General features: G+C 41.7%; 11 protein-coding genes. 4 read left to right on the plus strand and 7 right to left on the minus strand.

Features of this window, described 5'->3' with window-relative positions; translation table 11 throughout:
- The first annotated feature begins 12 nt into the window (after positions 1 to 12).
- From GVK91_RS17990 to GVK91_RS18005, 4 genes are all read left to right on the plus strand, one after another.
- On the plus strand, positions 13 to 3,360 hold the full coding sequence (locus GVK91_RS17990; RefSeq protein ID WP_159730600.1) for a SusC/RagA family TonB-linked outer membrane protein: 3,348 nt from the start codon (positions 13 to 15) through the stop codon (positions 3,358 to 3,360).
- An 11-nt stretch (positions 3,361 to 3,371) separates the two neighbouring features.
- The gene (locus GVK91_RS17995; protein WP_159730602.1) at positions 3,372 to 4,952 is read left to right on the plus strand and encodes a SusD/RagB family nutrient-binding outer membrane lipoprotein; all 1,581 of its coding nucleotides are present in this window, start codon (positions 3,372 to 3,374) and stop codon (positions 4,950 to 4,952) included.
- Between the two features lie 74 nt (positions 4,953 to 5,026).
- The gene (locus GVK91_RS18000) at positions 5,027 to 6,463 is read left to right on the plus strand and encodes an alpha-L-fucosidase (protein WP_120333537.1); all 1,437 of its coding nucleotides are present in this window, start codon (positions 5,027 to 5,029) and stop codon (positions 6,461 to 6,463) included.
- A gap of 161 nt (positions 6,464 to 6,624) precedes the next feature.
- Positions 6,625 to 7,659: an exo-alpha-sialidase gene (locus tag GVK91_RS18005; RefSeq protein ID WP_235032950.1), complete on the plus strand. Its 1,035-nt coding sequence runs from the start codon at positions 6,625 to 6,627 to the stop codon at positions 7,657 to 7,659.
- A gap of 221 nt (positions 7,660 to 7,880) precedes the next feature.
- On the opposite strand, the gene GVK91_RS18010 is transcribed toward GVK91_RS18005, so the two are convergent.
- The 7 genes from GVK91_RS18010 to GVK91_RS18040 all read right to left on the minus strand — a co-directional run bounded on the left by GVK91_RS18010 (position 7,881) and on the right by GVK91_RS18040 (position 19,922).
- Entirely contained in the window at positions 7,881 to 10,244 is a 2,364-nt protein-coding gene (locus GVK91_RS18010; protein ID WP_200845655.1) for a glycoside hydrolase family 3 N-terminal domain-containing protein, read from the minus strand.
- 406 nt (positions 10,245 to 10,650) lie between these two features.
- Positions 10,651 to 11,145 (minus strand): hypothetical protein, encoded by a 495-nt coding sequence (locus tag GVK91_RS18015; RefSeq protein WP_159730604.1) that lies wholly within the window; start codon positions 11,143 to 11,145, stop codon positions 10,651 to 10,653.
- Between the two features lie 94 nt (positions 11,146 to 11,239).
- Positions 11,240 to 12,088 (minus strand): glycerophosphodiester phosphodiesterase family protein, encoded by an 849-nt coding sequence (locus tag GVK91_RS18020; protein WP_159730606.1) that lies wholly within the window; start codon positions 12,086 to 12,088, stop codon positions 11,240 to 11,242.
- A gap of 157 nt (positions 12,089 to 12,245) precedes the next feature.
- On the minus strand, positions 12,246 to 13,439 hold the full coding sequence (locus tag GVK91_RS18025) for a metallophosphoesterase family protein (RefSeq protein WP_159730608.1): 1,194 nt from the start codon (positions 13,437 to 13,439) through the stop codon (positions 12,246 to 12,248).
- A gap of 58 nt (positions 13,440 to 13,497) precedes the next feature.
- Positions 13,498 to 15,150 (minus strand): SusD/RagB family nutrient-binding outer membrane lipoprotein, encoded by a 1,653-nt coding sequence (locus tag GVK91_RS18030; RefSeq protein WP_159730610.1) that lies wholly within the window; start codon positions 15,148 to 15,150, stop codon positions 13,498 to 13,500.
- Between the two features lie 12 nt (positions 15,151 to 15,162).
- Positions 15,163 to 18,816, minus strand: coding sequence for a SusC/RagA family TonB-linked outer membrane protein (locus GVK91_RS18035; protein ID WP_235032951.1), 3,654 nt, complete (start codon positions 18,814 to 18,816; stop codon positions 15,163 to 15,165).
- Positions 18,817 to 18,932: 116 nt separating this feature from the next.
- Positions 18,933 to 19,922, minus strand: coding sequence for a FecR family protein (locus tag GVK91_RS18040; protein ID WP_159730612.1), 990 nt, complete (start codon positions 19,920 to 19,922; stop codon positions 18,933 to 18,935).
- Positions 19,923 to 19,977: the final 55 nt, after the last annotated feature.

Below are 19,977 nucleotides of genomic sequence, written 5' to 3' on the forward strand. Positions count from 1 at the left end.
AATACCTAAAACATGAGTCTATTTTACAAAAAAACTGCAGGATTGGCGTTATGTACACTTTTCAGTGCTACATCGCTTTATGCGCAGCAAAGCATTTCTGGAATAGTTTCAGATGCTAATGGACCAGTCTCTGGCGCAACAGTTTCCGTTAAGGGAACAACCAGAGGTACTCAAACAGGCGCCAATGGGTCTTTTACAATTCAAGCTTCACAAGGTGAGGTCTTACGTGTATCCATTGTCGGATACAAGTCCCAAGAAATAGTGGTTGGTACCTCAAAAACAATAAACATAAAATTAACAGAAGATGCTTCTGCTTTGGAAGAGGTTGTCGTAACAGCAATGGGTATCAAGCGTGCCCCAAAAGAGCTGGGTTACGCAATGAGTACCGTTGACTCAAAAGAATTAACAAAGACCGGATCTCCCAACTTTGCTGGAGCATTATATGGAAAAGCACCAGGAGTCCGCATTTCTGCAGCACCGGGGGGAGCAACTTCGGGTATTAACATCAACATTCGTGGTACAAACTCCATTACTGGAAACTCCCAACCTTTGGTCATTATTGACGGAGTTCCGATGCGACAAACGTCTTTCAACAATTCAGATTATTGGGGTGACCAACGTGCTAGAGGAAATGGTCTAGAAGACCTCAACCCTGAGGATATCGAAAACATTAGTATTTTAAAAGGTGCTTCCGCAGCAGCTTTATATGGCTCTGAAGCGATGAATGGGGTTGTATTGGTAACGACCAAATCTGGAAAAGCTGGAAAGGGATTTACAATTGATTTCAATGCGACCTACACGCATGATCAAATAGCTTATTTACCTAATTTCCAAGATGTAAGAGGCCCAGGATATTCAAAGGCTTACCAAGATGACAAGCAATCCGACGATATGTTTCAATATTATGGAAATAATCTTGCTGTAAATGGTGTCAATAGAGGTGTAATGAATTCAACGGTCAACTTCGGACCTTTATTCGATGGTAAAGATATTATCTCTTGGGATGGTAAAGTTCGTCCATATTCTGCTCAAAACTCCTATAATAAATTTTTCAACAATCCCAATAATAGCATTTTCAATTTAGCAATTGGCAATACATCAGAAAACTCAAATATTAGGTTCTCTTTGACTCGTCAAGACAACCAAATGACCGCGTTAGAATCTTATAATAAGAAAAACATCGCCAATTTAAATGCAAGTTTCACCTTGTGGAAAAATTTCAAAAATGATGTTGTCGTAAATTTCATTAATCAGCATACGCATAATAGACCATTTTTGACCGACCGTCTAATTAACAACTTTGGTGGGATGATTTCCACATTTGACAATCCAGAGTGGTACTTCGGTAAATATCAGACTAGCTTAGGATATAAATATGTAATTGATGCAGCAGATGCTCAAAGCCTAACTCCAGCGGAAAATATACGTTATAATGGATACCGTGGCGATGTTTTGGAATATGTCTGGAATTCTAAAGCAAAACAATATGATGAATACTCAAATCGCTTAATTGGATCATATACTGCAACTTGGAATGTCACCAATGATCTATCATTACGAGCACGTGTTTCAGCAGACGTCACCTCCTTAAAGACCGAAGATAAGCAGCCTAACGAAAAACCGCTATTATTTGGCAACTCTGGATTCTTCTCATTAGGAAATCAAAATGCAAATATCTATTATACCGATTTATTAGCTACTTATAACAAAAATATAAATAAAGACATCAAAATCGGTGTCGTTGGTGGTTATACAGCTACAAGGTCAGAAGATGTCTATGTTCAAAATCAAACAGAAGGTGGATTGACGGTGAGAAATTGGTATGATGTCAATGCAACTTTAAATTTAGCAACGAGAAACGACAAGTACAATTATAGAAATCGCATGCTAAGAGATGCATTATTTGGAACTGTCAATTTCAATCTTAAAGAATTTTGGAATGTGGAAGGAACAATACGTAGAGAGCGAATTTCAACTATGCGCCCAGATAATAATGTGCTCTATTATCCGTCAGTAAATTCAAGTTTTATTCTTTCTGACGCCTTCCATTTACCAGAGTTTTTCAACTATGCAAAGCTTCGTGGTTCTTGGGGGATTGTAGGTAACTATCCGGATATCTATAAGAGCGCATTGTCTTACACACAAAAGACTTTGGGATCACAAGTTGACGGTGGCGCATCTGTTATCTACACAACAGTGCCGACAACAGAATTTGGAAATGAAAACATCAAACCAGAAACTAAAAATGAGATAGAATTTGGTTTGGAAACTAGAATGTTGAATGGACGATTAGGATTTGACATAACCTATTATAATGGGTTGATCAAAGATCAAATTTTGAATTATACATTACCAATCAGCACAGGCTCTAACTCAATCCTTGCCAATGTGGGTACATTAAGAAATACAGGTTGGGAGTTTGCAATCAATGGAACTCCGATTCAAAAAGAGAATTTCAAATGGTCTACTACGTTGAATTTCTCTATGAATAAAAATGTCGTCAAAGAATTGCCTGGCAATACAGGAACATTATTATTGAGAGATTATGATGGTAATGCTGCTCAGCTTGTAGCCAACGTAGGACAGTCGATGGGTGATATTATGGTTCGTCCTATTAAAACAGATGAAAACGGCAACAAAATTGTATCTGCTAATGGTATGTACGAAATCGATGGAGACCGTTGGATAAAGGCTGGAAATGCTATGCCAAAAGCAGTAGGAGGATTCATAAATAACTTCAGCTATAAAAATTTCAATTTAGATGTTTTGATGGATTTTAGACTTGGAGGTAGTGTCATGCCTACTGGTATAAACTGGATGACAAGTAGAGGTCTAACAGAAGAAAGTTTAAATTACATGGATGCTGCACATGGTGGGCTAAGCTACTATCAGACAAAAGATGCAAGTGGCAATATCATCGGGGTAGCTACGAGTGGCAATACTGGACCTAATGGTGAAACTGTTTACCACGATGGTATGTTGATGGACGGAAAACTCGCTGATGGAACAAACAACAGCAATATTATCTCTCAAGCAACCTACTATAATGGCACTTACAACTGGGGAGGTCCTCAATACTCTCAATCGAGATACGAACTTTATGTCAAAAAAAATAATTACATAAAAATGCGTGAGATTTCGCTAGGCTATCGTCTACCTGCCTCTGTAGCTTCCAAATTAAAAGCAAAAAATATACAGCTCTCAGCATTTGGACGGAATCTATTCTTCATTTATAGATCGATCAAAGATATAGATCCTGAACAAATGACAGGTGGTTCTAACTGGATCAATAACGTTTCTAATGCAGGTACATCGCCAGCAACTAGAACCTATGGTTTAATGCTACGCGCTAGCTTCTAAATTTTACGACAATGAAAAAACAACTTTTTATTTGTGGCCTATTGGCAGCATCCATATCGACAATAACATCTTGCAAAAAAGATTCATTTGGAGAATATTATGAAAATCCGGGAAAAGTTTCTGAGTCTACGCCAGAAAAGCAATTTACAGGAATGATCTATGACTTTAGAGCATTAATCATTCCAACATATGGAAATTATTTTATCACATTACGCCCTACAATTAATTTATATATACAGAATCTAGGATCCATAAATCAAGCGAATCAATTAGTTCCGGGCTCTGCAGCAATCGAAGAACGTTGGAATAAATATTACGCAGGCTTAGCACAATATAAAGAATTTGTTCGCCTATATGAGGCATTGAGTGATGAAGACAAAACTCAAAAACGTTCAATGGCGTTGGCAGCAAAGATTCTATTTTACGACCAAACACAACAAATGGTAGATTTGGTCGGTGATATTCCGTGGACGGAAGCTGGTAAATTGATGGGCAATGGGGGAGATTATACAATTTCCTATCCAAAATATGATAAAGCAGAGGATATCTACACAACGATGTTGGATGACTTAAAAGCGATTAGTACAGAACTTAATTCCATAACTGTTCCACAAACTTTTGCATCGACCTTTAAAACGCAGGATCTAATTAATAATGGTGATCTTACGTTATGGAAAAAACACTGTAATTCACTTCGTTTGAGGATGTTGACGCGCGTATCTGAAAATTCTCAATTTTCTGCTAGAGCGGCAACGGAACTAGCTCAAATCGTAGAAAACCAAACAACTTTTCCACTTATTCTAACAAATAGTGAAAATGCACAATTGGATATTTTCAATACAAGTTCAGATATTAAGTCCGAGGATATTAAAGGTGCTTTTGAAACTGATGGTTGGTATTCGAACATAGCAAGTAAATATATGATCGATGAAATGAATAAAATCAGCGATCCAAGACGTCAGCTATTATTTGAAACAGGATCAACAGCGAATGGTGTATACATCGGTCTTGATCAAAGTGCCCCCTCTGCAGAACAAAATATTTTAGTTAGAGGAACAACTTTAAGCTTCTTACATCGTAACACTATTTCACGTAACAGATTTCTTCCCGGTCTGTTGGTCACTGCATCGGAAGTTAATTTTCTCTTAGCAGAATACTATAGCAGACACAATAACAATGCTGCAGCTAAAACTGTATTCGAAACAGCACTCAAAGAATCTGTCGATCTGTATACAAAAATTAGTCAGAAAAGTGATGATGCCACTATCGCTAAGGCTGCGGTACCTACTGCAACACAAATTACTGATTTCGTAACCGCTGTAAATTGGGATAATACTACGAATAAAATCCAATTGATCGCTACGCAAAAATGGCTACATTTCAACCTTTTTCAGGCTGTACAAAACTGGTCAGAGCAACGTCGTTTGGACTATCCGAAGTTTACAATCCCTACATTTACTACCGATAGACAGAAAACTGTTCCTGTTAGGTTGACTTTGCCACAAACAGAAGCAACATACAATGCAAAAAATTATGAGGAAGTAAAAAGTAAAGATACGCCAGACACCAAACTTTTCTGGGACGTTAATTAACGTATAAACTACATCTATCTATAAGAAGGCCACCTAAGGTGGCCTTCTTTTTATCATTTTCACTATCTTTATCCATGCAAAAACTAAAAACCATTATATCCACTGCGCTGATTGCTTCAAGCGCAACACTAGCGTTTGGCCAGGCACACAACGTATCTAATGGCTATCAAAAACCGACTGATCCCTTAGTAATTGAAAATCTCGAACAATGGCAAGATATGAAGTTTGGTCTTTTCATGCACTGGGGTACCTATAGTCAATGGGGAATCGTTGAAAGCTGGAGTATCTGTCCTGAAGATGAAGGCTGGACCCAACGCAAACCCGAACATGGTAAAACTTATTTTGAATACCTCAAGAACTACGAAAATCTACAGACCACCTTTAATCCTACGGATTTCAATCCACAAAAATGGGCCGATGCCGCGAAAGCTGCCGGCATGAAATATGTCGTCTTTACAACAAAACATCACGATGGATTTGCCATGTTCGATACCAAAGAATCGGATTATAAAATTACATCCTCCAAAACGCCATTTTCCACAAATCCAAAGGCAAATGTGACCAAAGAAATCTTCAATACCTTCCGCAATGACGGTTTTAAAATTGGGGCCTATTTCTCCAAACCGGACTGGCACTCCGATTACTACTGGTGGTCATACTTTCCGCCAAAAGACAGAAATGTAAATTATGACCCTAAAAAATATCCGGATCGTTGGCAAAAATTCAAAGACTTTACCTACAATCAAATCAACGAGCTGACCTCAGAATATGGCAAAGTCGATATCCTCTGGTTGGATGGTGGCCAGGTGCGCCCCTTAGAAACCGTTGACAAATCTGTTGACTGGCAGCAAACAATCAAAATGGATCAGAATATTGACATGGACCGCATTGGTGGCATGGCAAGGAAAAATCAACCCGGCATTATCGTTGTCGACCGTACAGTACCTGGAAACTGGGAAAATTATGTTACACCTGAACAAGCGATCCCTGAACATCCCTTGGATATTCCATGGGAAAGTTGTATCACCATGGGTAATTCGTTCAGCTATGTGCCCAACGATCAATACAAGCCGACAAAAAAGATTGTTGAAACATTGGTAAAAATTATTTCCCGCGGTGGAAACTACCTATTGAACATAGCCCCTGGCCCAACAGGAGATTATGACCAGGCAGCATACGATCGCTTGAACGAACTGGCAGCCTGGATGAAAATCAATCAAACGGCAGTGTTTGCAACACGTACGATTGCTCCATATCACCAAGGTGACTATTACTACACAAGAAGCAAAGACAGTAAAGTGGTCAATGTATTCCATCTTTCTGAAGGTGATACTTACCAACAACCCAATGAATACGTCTTTCAAGTACCTGATAATTTTAGCGTAAAGAAAATCGCTATTTTGGGTCATAAAGGTAAATTGGACTGGTCTCAACGTGGTAACCAAATTACCTTAAGAAGCCCCAGTACACGATTTAGTTATGCTACTGCAATTCAATTGCAAAGCAAATAATATAAAATTCCGTTGGATATAATCCAACGGAATTTTATCATTTAACAAGGTCATTATTTACCGATCACCGCCTGAATATCTCAATATTCCCAAAGCCTCTGCTCAGGAATAAGAAAATAAGTCATCAACAAACTATGGGGTTTTTAGAACCTTAAATTCCAATGAAAAAAATCAACCTATTTCCACTATTTATCCTTCTTTTTCTATCCTCATGTACAACGTATAAACCTCAGATCCTGGTATCAGAGCAAATTTTTAAAACAGGCCAGGTTCCATTCCAACAATGCCATGCTTCCACGATTCAAGTCATCGGAAAAGACAGTTTATTGGCAGCCTGGTTTGGTGGTACACATGAATCTAACCCCGATGTTGTCATATGGAGTTCACTATATAGCCATGGACAATGGCAGCGTCCTGTACAGATTGCAGATGGAATCCTTGCTGACAACCGCTTTCCAACATGGAATCCTGTCTTCTATCAATACCCGCACAGTGACACCCTATCTTTGTATTATAAAATAGGACCCAACCCCAGAGAATGGAAAGGCTATGTCAAACATTCGCTGGATAAAGGAACGACCTGGTCTGCAGCGCAGCAATTGCCTGAAGGTATATTGGGGCCAATCAAGAATAAACCACTCACCTTGACAAACGGACTGATTCTCTCCCCTTCCAGCACGGAGTCCAAAGAAGAAATTTGGAAAGCACATCTGGAAATCAGCAGCGATCATGGCCGCTCCTGGTCCGTCAGCGCAATACGCCCCGATACCAGTATCCAGGTTATTCAGCCAAGTGTGATCCAACATACAGATGGACGCATTCAGGTGCTCTGTCGAAGTAAAGAAAATAAGGTGATGGCAGCATTCTCAACAGATCAAGGCCTTACCTGGGGATCCTGGCAAGCCACAAACCTGCTCAATCCCAATTCAGCTACCGACGCCATTCGTTTAAATAATGGTTTATTTATTATCGTCTTCAATCCGGCCATCGCTGGCAACGACTGGTGGGAAGGACGCACAAAACTGCATGTCGCCATATCAAAGGATGGCTTACAGTGGAAAGATGTCCTAACCCTTGAAAATGGGGTAAAGAACGATGAGTATTCTTATCCGACAATTATTCAGGACACAAACGGTCTTATCCACATCACCTATACCTGGAATAGGAAAAGTATCAAGCATATTGTGCTCAGGTAGCTTTCTTGAACAGAAACAGCGCCAGTAGATCCGACTAAGACACCATGCTATCGGTACAGTAAAAAAGAGATTGTCTAGCATTTAATATAAATCGCTGTGGGTCCAATATTCAAAATAATACAGCAGTTTGAAATGATACAGTAGGTGGTTTCAACTCGCAAGATAAAAAATGGGGCGGTCCAAAAAAACTGGACCGCCCCATTTCATATTTTTGTCAAGGATTAATAATCCTTTGTTAAAACCGTTTCTCCCTTCAACCGGATATCATCGGAAGATGCGCCGACCAAAAGTTTAAACCTGCCTTTTTCTGTCTTCCATTCGTTACCTGCATTCCAAAGTTTGAGGTCCTCCTTGGTCAATTGAAAAGAATAACGTTCTTTCTTTCCTGCGGCAATGTTTTTACGCTCAAACCGCTTCAACTGCATAACAGGTGTCACGACCGAACTTACTTCGTCCACAACATATAACTGAGCGACCTCATCGCCCGCCAATTTGCCGTTATTTGCCACGTCGAACGTCACCATACATACAAAATCATTGCCATTCTCCTTCAGAGAGACCTGTAAATTGGAGTAATCAAAACTACTGTAGCTCAACCCATAACCAAAACCATACAATGGTTTGGCCGACATTTCCACATAATCGTGATGTTTGGGTTTTGTATGATTGTAATGTACAGGAAGCTGGCCGACCGAACGAGGTACCGAAATCGGTAATCTTCCAGCCGGATTATAGTCACCGAACAATACATCGGCAATAGCCAGGCCGCCTTCTTGTCCCGGATACCAGGCATTCACGATCGCAGGCACATGTTCAGCTGCCCAATTTAAGTTCAATGGTCTTCCCATAATCGTAACAAGTACAACTGGCTTTCCCGTCGCCTGTATCGCTTTCAGCAACTTGATCTGATCGCCCATCATATCCAGAGAAACGCGATCAAATCCTTCTCCGCTCTCCATATCACTTACCGTATTCGGATCAACATTGGCTGCTCCAGTTGCTTGATACGACGTTTTAAAATCACGTGCACTCGAACCACCCAGGACTAAAACCACCGCATCGGCCTGCTTTGCAGCTGCGACGGCGGCAGCAATATCGGAATTGCTTGTATCACGGATCGCACAACCTTTCACATAATCAACCTTGGTACTGTTACCAACTGCCGCCCGTATTCCGGTCAAGAGGGTCTGAACTTTTCCCTCAGCTTGTGGAGCAGTATAATCGCCCAGCTGATTATAGGCATTGTCGGCATTCGGTCCTATAACGGCTATTCGTTTCAACGATTTACTTAAGGGTAAGATATGCTGATCGTTTTTAAGCAAAACAATTGACTCGCGGGCCACCTGTCTTGCCACCGTTTTATTTTGTGCCGTAGCGACTTTTTGGGCTATCAACTTTTCATCCACATAGGGATGATCAAAAAGCCCCAGATTGAACTTCATTCGCAGTACACGGGCCACTGCTGTATCAAGAACTGCAGGTTCAACGAGCCCCTGTTGGACAGCCTTAAGCAGATTTGAACCGTAACCAGTCCCGCTTAGATCGACATCCAATCCGGCATGTATACTTTGTGAAGCCGCTTCTTCTGCAGTCTCTGCAGTTGCGTGCCCTCCATTGAGTCCTGATATACTCAATAGATCCGATACGACAAACCCCGTAAATCCCCAGTCTTTACGTAGAATGTCATTCAGCAACCAGGGATTGGCAGAACAAGGAATACCATCAATACTGTTATATGCTGTCATTACCGACCCAGCTCCTGATTTTACAGCACGCTCAAAAGGCGGCAGAAAATACTGTCTCAGGCTTCGTTCTCCAAACGATACGGACTCACCATTGTGGCCGCCATCTGGAGCAGCATAGGCTACAAAATGCTTTAAAGTTCCTATTATTTTATCGCGCTCACCTAACTTCTCACCCTGAAAACCACGGATCATTGCAGTTCCCATCTGACCGATCAGATAGGGATCCTCCCCATAGGTCTCTTCAGTACGCGACCAACGTGGATCTCGTGCTAAATCTAATACAGGACCGTAGCCGTTTTTACCACCCACAGCATAAGTCTCCATGGCGATTGTTGATGCCATATCCTGAATCAACTGTGGGTTCCATGTACTCGCTTGTCCGATCGCCGTAGGGAATACTGTTGCACCAATCGCCATATGTCCATGTGGCGCCTCCTCAGACAACAGCAATGGAATCCCTAGTCGAGTACTATCCACCATATAACGTTGGATCGCATTTGTAGCACGCGCAGCTTCTACAGGGCTCAGGCCATTCAGCAAGGTTTTCTGTGTCCAAGGATCGGCACGTAAGGTTGCCCATAATAATCCGATATGCTGTTCTTTTACTGCCTTTCGCAATTTATTGCTGATTGTAACCTGCTTTCCGTTTTTACTATACATTTCCCAGCCCAGCAATTTGCTCAATTGCCCGACTTTCTCTTCCACAGTCATTCTTCCCAATAGATCACTTACCCGTTTTTCAATTGGTAACGTACTGTTCTTATAGGGCAATTGCTGGGCTTGAAGTTGTGGGCAGAGCAATGTCGTCATTGCCGCCATAAGTAATATACGGACTTTCATAAGTGGATTATTATTTATCTAGTTTTCTTCATTAATTGGATCCGGTTTTATTATTTCACATTATCTATGCAACCGGTTTCCAAACCACTAAATTAACGATTTAGCCTAAATAATCAAGTTAAATTTTGATTCCTAATTCTTTTAATAATCATAGGGCGGCAGCATTGGTTTGAACAGCGTTCATCTAAGCAACCTAACATAGGGTCTACTTTATGTACTGAAGTAGAGGAGAGCAAATGGCAAACATCCACGAAATTCATTCTTGCACGTTGGGCAACAACAAAACAGCTAGACAAAGAAAAAATTAATGTGAAATATTCAATTGCAACTTCATCAAAACAGAATTGAACAAAAAAATAAAGACGGCAAGCCGTCTTTATTTTGAATGTTAAAGGAAATATACTACTTATTTTGTTGCAGCCGTTCGCTTACCTTGAAAATAGAATTCAATTGGTAGTACGTATGCTGCTGGATTATTATTGCGCGAAATTAATATGAGCTGATCAGCATCAAGCTGTACCTCATAACTTTGGTAAGGATCACTATCAGCAAACTTGATACTTTTCTTCTCTTTATCATAGGTAAATGCGCGATGCTGTAGTTCAGCAAAAATCAAACTTTCAAATGTTAGCTTATCATCCCCACATAGTTCTTTACCACGATTGACAGTGAACTTATTCGCTGGTTCAGCAAATGTAAACGTATACACATTATCCTTTTCACAATCTTTCGGTTTATGCTTCAATTGCTCGTCTGTCGTCCCTTTCGCAGACACGATAGGGCTCCATTCAAAACTTTCCAGCTGTTTTTGAACATCCATAGGTGCAGTCACTTCATTTTCCTTACTGCAGCTCGTCAGTAAAAAGAGAATAGCAAAACTTCCAGTAAATAATTTATTCATTGTGGTTTCCATTAGTTATATCTTGAATGACGATCATTTTACCAATATCGCTACAATAAAATCAAGCATTTTTAACTAAACAGATAAAAATAGACTAAGAGCCGGAGAGCACTTCGCGCCACAAACTAGGATGATCTGTTTGAATAAGACGTACAAAAGGATATTTCTCCAAAAAAGACCGATATGCACTCTTTCCTTCCCGTTCAGCTTTTTCATCATATTCCCCCAAACTATTCATCCAAAAATAAATGCCCTGTTGGCGCAATGCATTAAGTTTTTCGGTATCAATAAATGATTCATCAAGATGGACAATTGAAGTTAATTTCATCTTCAGTATGGACGTTAGATCCTTCATATTACGTGCCCTCGGAAAAAGCGTAATCGTTGGATTTAGTTTGTAAATCTTGGGCATGTCTTTGTAATCGTAAAGAAAAAACAGTACCTGGTCTTCCATCCCCTCCTGTTCAACAAGCGCATAGGTTTTCTTAATAAACTCCTTGCGTTCTTCTTTAAAATCGAGATCAACAAGGATTTTTCCCTTTGCAACGCGCAAAGCTTCCGATAGGGTTGGTATAACATGATCCGAGGCTTCACCATTAGCCTTTTTGCGTAAGTGAAGCTGTTGAAGCTCGGCATAGGTCTGTTTGGCGACCTCTCCTTGCCCGGTTGTCGTCCGATTGACTGTTTTATCGTGCATCAGCACAAGTACACCATCTTTGGTTGCCCTTACATCTACCTCTACCACGGAAGCCCCCTGCCGAATGGCCTCTTCGATAGCAGCAATTGAATTTTCAGGTTGCTCCAGATGAGCTCCCCGGTGTGCGGCAACGTGTAAACTTTTTTGATCTAATTTTTTTATTAAATCGTTCGACTGAGCATATAAGTGGGTTGTAGAACTTACTATCATACTCAACAAGATAGTAGAAAATAAAATCTTTTTCATTGCTGTATAGCTATTTTTTTGCAATCTCTTTTTGTTATACCTTTGAAACCGGCGATCTCGCCGCAGTTACATCTTAATCGCCTCATGGATTGAATCCTGCACCTATATTGACGGAAAGTAATCCGGTTTGAATGGATCACCTTCCGTCTATGTAGTTCTACCTTTTCGACAACTCGAATGAATCAAACAACTGCCCATTCAGCTTGTAGCTTGAAAAATACAGCCTATTATCGGTCAGCTTGATCACCTGATACAATTGCGTTTGTGACGTTGCAACTTCCATCCAGCGTTCAGAATCAGATTCGTACATCTTAGGCCCCGCTACAGACAGGAGATAGACAGGCCGCTTTTTACCCAGCCCGCCACGAGCGTAGGTATGATCGTGGCCCTGAAGGACCAAATCGACACCATATTTCTCGAAAATAGGTTTGAAACGTTCTCTCAAGATGGTATTGTCACGATTTTTTGCCGTAGAGTATACGGGATGGTGCATGACAACAATGTTCCATTTTTTTGGTGATGAAGACAACACTTTCTCCAGCCACTTTTCCTGTATCGCTGCTGCAGTAGAGTCGAGCATAATCAATTGAGAATTTAGGGAGATCATACGTAGATCCTGATAATCGAGGTAGTAAACAGCGTCTTGCATACCCTCAGGGCCATTCCTCGGCAAGTTGAACTGTACTTTCCAATGCGGGTCAAGTACAAGCTTCCCAAGCGAGTCGCGACGGTACTCGTGATTACCCGGTGTTGGAACAGCAGGGATCATCTGATGAATAAATCCTGCTGCCTCATGCCATTCCGCCCACTCCTCGTCTGCATTCGAACGATTGATCAGATCGCCCGCGTGAACAATAAAGCGTGCATTCGCTTCCTGCTGGAAAGCACGCCGAATGGCACGTGCCCAGCGTGAACGTAAGTCGTTCTGTGCATCACCCAAATAGATAAATGAAAACGCGCCTGAACGCTCCGCAGTCCTAAATTGGTTCCAGGCACTCCAATTGCTGCCATCTCCAACGCGATAGGCATAAACTGTACCGGGTTTCAGGTCACGGAAGGTTACCTGTCCATAAGCATCCTCTTGCTGTCCTCGCTCGAGCGGTAGCGCTGTTCCATTTATTGTAATCGCGCTTTTTTCAAGTTCTGGATTGCTCTGTTCTTCAGTAATCTGACCAATTATTTTGGTCCTATCCGCATTGATCCGCCAAGAAACAGACTGCGTACTGCTGGGCTCATCGGACCAGGTCAACGTAATCCGGTCAGGTTGTTTGGCTTTATTATCCGTCTGGCTTTTCCCTTCCAATAAAGTACAGCACAGTACTACAGCAAGAAGAATATGTTTGATTTTCATTGTGATATTGATTTTATAAGCGATTTGATTACTCTATTTAATAATTTTTAATTACTAATTACCAGGGCTTGTTTGTTCCTTGCAATAACCAAGGTTTTGACCAGGCACTATTTTCATTGTCTGCCTGTGAATACGCTGTCTTTTCAATACGTTTCAAGGCCTCCTCTGCATTTTTTTGATTCACACTCATTTCAGTTTGCATATAAGGTACACGAACAGGAAGCTGTGTACGAATGGCTGCGGGTCCCGCCTTTAAAGCGGGGTACCCTGTGCGACGATAATCAAACCAGGACTGTGCGGCAGTTGACCAACTGGCGATCCATTTTTGTTCGATGATCTGCACTTGCGTATTTTCAAACGCCACACCTTTCTGACGGATATAGTTGGAATAGTCTGCGCCCTTTCCCCAGCTTGCCAACGATTCCTGTATAGCACGCTCATAATAGGTCTTGGCTGACTCAGGCAGCCCCCATCCTTTCCAGGCTGCTTCAGCCAAAATAAAATTAACTTCGGCAGCAGAAAGCAAGCGTGCTTTTAACAAACTTCCCTTCGCCGAACGATAGCTATCATTCAGGTAAGAAACATGCGGATTGATCGAGGTCTGCCCGGGCGTTGGATTGAGGTTGTAGGCTGAAGGGTTTTTAGATACACTTGGCGGCAGTCCAACATACTCCTTATCAGTATCCATGGGAACACCTTTGACGACATCCGGTGATACAATCCGAACACCATTGACGATCTTATCTGTACCTGCGGGCTCGTTGCTGCGGATCTCAATGGGTATGTCTACCTTTCTGGCCCAAACCGCCAAACGTGGGTCGCCAAGTTCCTGTAGTCGGTCGACCAATGTTGCACACATTTTCATTCGTCTAAAATTACTTCCACTGGCATCATACACCGTATTTGACGGCCAGGAGTCATTTGCATTATTTCCAACAAAATCCATCAATACATCATCGGTGGTACTCGTAATAATTGGAAATTTATCGGGATTGGCAACAATACTTTCAATCCCCTGTTTGGCAAAGTCAGCAGACTTTGCTGAAATACGCATATAATACCGTAATGCCAAAGAATTGGCAAAACGACGCCATTTGGAAGCCTTTCCGCCAAAGTAAACATCCGCATTCGCCAGCACCTCATAGGAACCATCGGGGCGGGATAGAAGTTCATTGGCTTGTTTCAACTCCTCGATAATTCCCTTATAGATCATTTCCTGACTATCGTATTTCGGAAAATTATATACAGCATCTCCCAGTTCCGCTTTTAAGGCATCGGTATAAGGAGCATCTCCCCAGAGATCAGTCACCAATCCGAATAAGTAAGCGCGCATCACCAGCGAAACTCCCTTATGGAAATCCAGCCCCAATTTCTCCGCACGTTTACGCATAAGCTCATTGTCACGTAGAAAACCATAATAGGCATCCCAGCTCAGAATCCCTCCTGTCCATTCGTAGTCATTATGTGAATTGAACCATGCATCAAATTGGGTGTGCTGCATAACTCCGCCAAGATCTGAGAAACTCAATTCGTTGTATTTTTTCGCTGTTCCTGTCAATATGGTCGGCAATAACAGATTGGGATTGGCATCTTCCTCACTTACACCGTTCGGATTGATATTAAGTTCGGTCAGATCTTTACAAGCTGAAATATTCCATACCATCCCAAGGCCTACTACAGCCATGGTGAATCTCTTCAACTGATTTTTCATTTATGTCGTATATTAAAATGTCACATTTACTTTAAATCCAATAGGCATTGACCAAGGGGTAACGTTGTAGCGCTCAATCCCCTGTTTAAATCCAACACCAGTTTCTGGCTGGAAGGCCATTTCCGGATCTATACCTACTTTTGCTTTGGTCCATAAGATCAGGTTACGGGTATAGACTCCCACACTGCCATTCTCTATTCCGAGACGTTTCAGCCATTTTCCTGATAAATCATAGCTAAAGGACAGTTCCCGAAGCTTGATAAAAGAAGCATCAAATGTCGCTGCATTCATAAAATCCCAAGGGTAATTGTCTGAATAAGCGATATATTTTGTTCCTTCACCACCAAGATTCTCTGTATAACCTGTGATATTACCTTTATCATCATATTGTGCGATAACACCAGGATTAAACACCCCAAAATTGCCAACAAGACCACCAACACTGATCGGATAACCACCATACTCTTCGCCTGGTCCTCCAACAATGGGATACCTATTGCCTTGCACGCGAACAAGATTGTTATCGACCAAATAATTGCGTAGCGTTTCGCCTGTCATCCCATTGGGGTTGATCATTTGGTCAAGAAAACGTTGCGTGGTTAGATTCGATTCGAAATAGCGATAGGTCTGCGACATAAATTTCCCTCCAAAGCGCATATCTGCGGCAATATTCATTGTCCATTTTTTATAGCGAAGACTTGACTGTAGGCCCATCGTGAAATCGGGATTAAAATTTCCGATTTTGTTGCGGCTATTATTGATCCGTACAGCCTGCCAAGAACCATTTTTATTGAGAATAGGAAAACCATAATACGGCGACGATTGATCCTCTACGGTCACTAACTTGGAATCGTACAGATCCCCGATCTCTTCCCCGACATAGGTACGTGCCCCACCCCGACCGTCGGTCCAAAAGGTATAGAATTCTACACCATCAGAAAGCTCATCGATACGGGTACGATTGCGATGCCAGTTGACACCAACGTCCCAGGACCAATTTTCCTTGGCAATAGGTCGCCCGGAAACAGCAAGTTCAATACCGCGGCTGCTTAACAGTCCGGCGTTGATATTTTTCGAATTGAAACCACTTGATCCGGGAAGTGTTGTTGAAATAATTTGGTTTTTGTTCTCCAGCTTATAGTAGGTTCCTTCAAACTTCAGTCGATTATTCCACATACCCAGATCCAAGCCAAATTCGTAAGATGTGGCAATTTCGGGCTTCAGATTAGGAACCAAGAGTGATCCCGAACGTGTTAGCCGCAACACGTCACCCCAGCTACCTGGATTACTCAGTACATTGGAGAGATTATAGGGATAAGTATCATTTCCTACACGTGCAATACCCGCTCTCAGTTTTGCCAAATTGATCGTTTTAGGCAAAGAAAACACCTGGTTAGCCAGCACACTTAGGGATGCCGAAGGATAGAAATAGGATCGATTGTTCACAGGTAAGGTGCTGGACCAGTCGTTGCGCCCAGTCACATCTAAATAAACCATATCCCTGTAACTTAGATTGATCAGTCCGTAAACACTGTTTATGGCTCTTTCAGAAATTGTACTGTAGAAATCCAAATTTAATGGACTGATATTGGCCAATGTGTAGAGTCCCGGCGTGATTAATCCAGCGCCATTCTTTGAGGTATTTTGCACGGATTTACCACGATTATACCGCAAATTTCCACCCAGTGATCCTGTGATCTGAAAGTCGCTCATCTTCTTTGTATATGCCGTCAGAAAGTCGATATTCTGTTCCATATTCATCAGATTAACAATCCCATAAGCACCTCTGGGTTCGTTGGTATAACTGTAAGGGATTTTTGTTTCCCTGTTTTCCCAATAGATATCCGTTGCGTACCGAATCATGGCCGTCCAATCTTTTTTGATGGTCCAATCTAACCGTAAGTTTCCAAAGACGCGGTCTCTTGTAAAAGCATTATTCACTCCATAAGCAAGGAAATACGGGTTATTGTGGTTGCCAATAGACTGTGAACGCTGTTGGATCTGCTCCTGCCCTGGCAACCAATAATCCTGTAAGTCCAGAATATTGATGTGAGGTGCAACTTCATAGGCCGCTTGCATCGGATTGGTTCCCCGATTTCCTGCAGGCCTATTGTTGGAGTTATTTCTACTGGCATCTAGCGAAAGTCCCAATGTCAAGCTATTGCGAAGGCGCATGGTCGAATTGATATTCAAGGTGTTTCTGAACAGATCCGAATTGGGGATAATCCCCTTATTGGCCATATTGGAATACGAGAAACGATAGTCCAGTTTTTCGCTTCTGTTGCTCAGGGAAATCCCATTGGTACTTGTGACCCCAGTCTGGACAAAGTTTTTGATATTATTTGGGTACGCTTTTAATTCCGTAGGAATGGGCTTACCGTTCTCGTCAAGTGGGCTATTCCATTGGACAGCTTTATACCCCTTATCCAGTGCAGGGCCTACCATAACACTAGACTCCTCCTCAATAACTAAATTGCCGGGCAGGTCGCCTGGTCGCCATGGCAAGGTACCGCTTGCAAATTTGTTATGCAATTCAATAAATTTATACGGAATATCAAATACTGTGTTACTAGTCACAGCAATGGTCATCTTCTCCGCATTCTTACCACTTTTGGTTGTGATCAGCACCACACCATTACCTGCACGTGAGCCGTAAAGCGCAGCTGCACTTGGCCCCTTCAAGATGGAGATATTGTCAATATCTTCGGGATTGATATTGGCAATTGCATTACCATAATCCACTTTGTTGTCGTCACCGATCTGACCAATATTATTTAAACTATTCATCAAGGGCACTCCATCTACGACAAATAGCGGCTGGTTGTCTGTACTTAACGATGATGCCCCACGAATCACCATATTCACGCTTGAACCAGTGGGCCCTGTAGAACTAATCGAAACCCCGGGTACTCTACCTGCCATACCAACCAGAAAGTTATCATTATTGACCCGATTGATATCCTCACCCTTAATTTTACCGACAGCATAACCGAGGGAACGATCCTGCCGTTTGATGCCCAATGCAGTCACGACCACTTCATCCAATTCGTTGTCATCTTCTTTTAAGACCACCTGACGTATACCTGCTGTGTTGGCATCGAGCTTGAGATCGTTCAACTCTTTTTTTTCATAGCCAACATGGCTTATCAGTACATCATATACGCCGGCAGCTAATCGAATAGTCACTTCACCTTTGGCATTCGACAAGGCGCTCTGTCCACTCAGTGGAATATGTACAGAAGCTCCTCCAATAGGTTGTTTTGTGCGATCGACAAGCTGCAATTTCAAATCATAAGACTCTTGTTTACTCGTATTTTTTACAAGGACAATACCCCCGGATACTCTTTTCGACTTGATGTTGGTCCCGTTCAGGATATAGGCAAGAACTTCCTCGAAGCTCACATTCTGGAATTTTTTTTCGGCAATTAAAATCCGATCTAATTGGAGCATACTCCGATCGTAGCCGATCGCTTGACCTGTTTGTTTTGACAACTGCAGTACCGCCTGCGCGGCGTTACCACTAGACAAATGAATATTGATATTATCCCAGTAAGCGTGATTGACCTTTTCCAATCCCCCAGCATGGCTATTGGTTACAGCACAAGAGACCATAGCGCAGAGCGCAAGCTTTGTCGCAAGGCCGGTAAGCTTAATTATTTTATACATATATTTGTATGAATGTTTTAAACATGAATATTCAGGTGCTCACTGGTCGATTTAGCGGTTTGCCAGATGAGCACTTTTCCTGAGCAAATAAATTATGCTGTTCTACCCCCTACAGCTTATTTGTATAAGATTATTTCATTTTTCTCCCTCCTAAATTTGATTTGATGAATATTGCAAACGATATTCAGCACCTGATCTAATGACTGTACATGCGGTATCATAAGCGAATAATTGAATGTATCTGTATTCAGATTTTCGGTAAGCAACACAACACCGAAGCGGTTATAGATTATTTCTTTCAGTTCCTTGAAGCTGATGTTATTCAATTGCATACCGCCTTGTATCCAAAGACTGATGTAAGCTGCATCGCTATCGAAAGTTTCAAAATCATTTTTAGCTACGCTATACCGGACGGCCTTACCTGCTGTAAGAATATGGTTTGCTCCATTTTTTGCATTTAGAACACTCACCCGCCCAGTTTTAACTTCGACGGTGACATGTTTAGTAGACATCGAATTGTTGACGTTGAATGATGTTCCTAGGACTGCAACAGAGACGCTGCCTGTTTCTATCTTAAATGGATGTAAAGTATCCCGTCTGACCCGAAAGAATGCCTCCCCCCGATCTAAAAAGAATCTTCTATTTGATGCAAAATTCTTACGATCGTAGCGGATACGTGTATTTCCGTTTAAAAAAATGGATGTGCCATCAGGTAACTGAATTTCTTTCAATTCGCCCGCATTCGTAACCGTTTCCGTCAGTAATGCGACCGTTTCTGTACGCTTCCGAGAAAGCGACATCGGGTTGTGCTGTAAAAATAGCAGACCGATGCCTCCTAGGACCAAAATAGCCGCTGCTGCAGAAAGCCAGGAGAATTTTCTGATCGGTATGTTGGGCACCTTCTTTGCCCTCGCAGGCTCTTCAGTTATCCCTACACGAATAAATAATTCTTGTTTGATTTTTTCCCGATGATTTGCATCTATAAAAGGTGAAATGTCGTCGTTTGAAATAGACTCGTACCAGTCGTCAACATGGCCTTTTTCCCCTTCAGTCAATTTCCCCCCGAGATAATCTGTTATGATAAGTTTAAAGCGTTCTAAATTCACCTGCATTAATTTTTATACTAATACAGATCAAAACGGGCAAAGTACTTTAATTAAA

This window comes from Sphingobacterium sp. 18053 (assembly GCF_902706145.1).
GTDB lineage: Bacteria > Bacteroidota > Bacteroidia > Sphingobacteriales > Sphingobacteriaceae > Sphingobacterium > Sphingobacterium paramultivorum.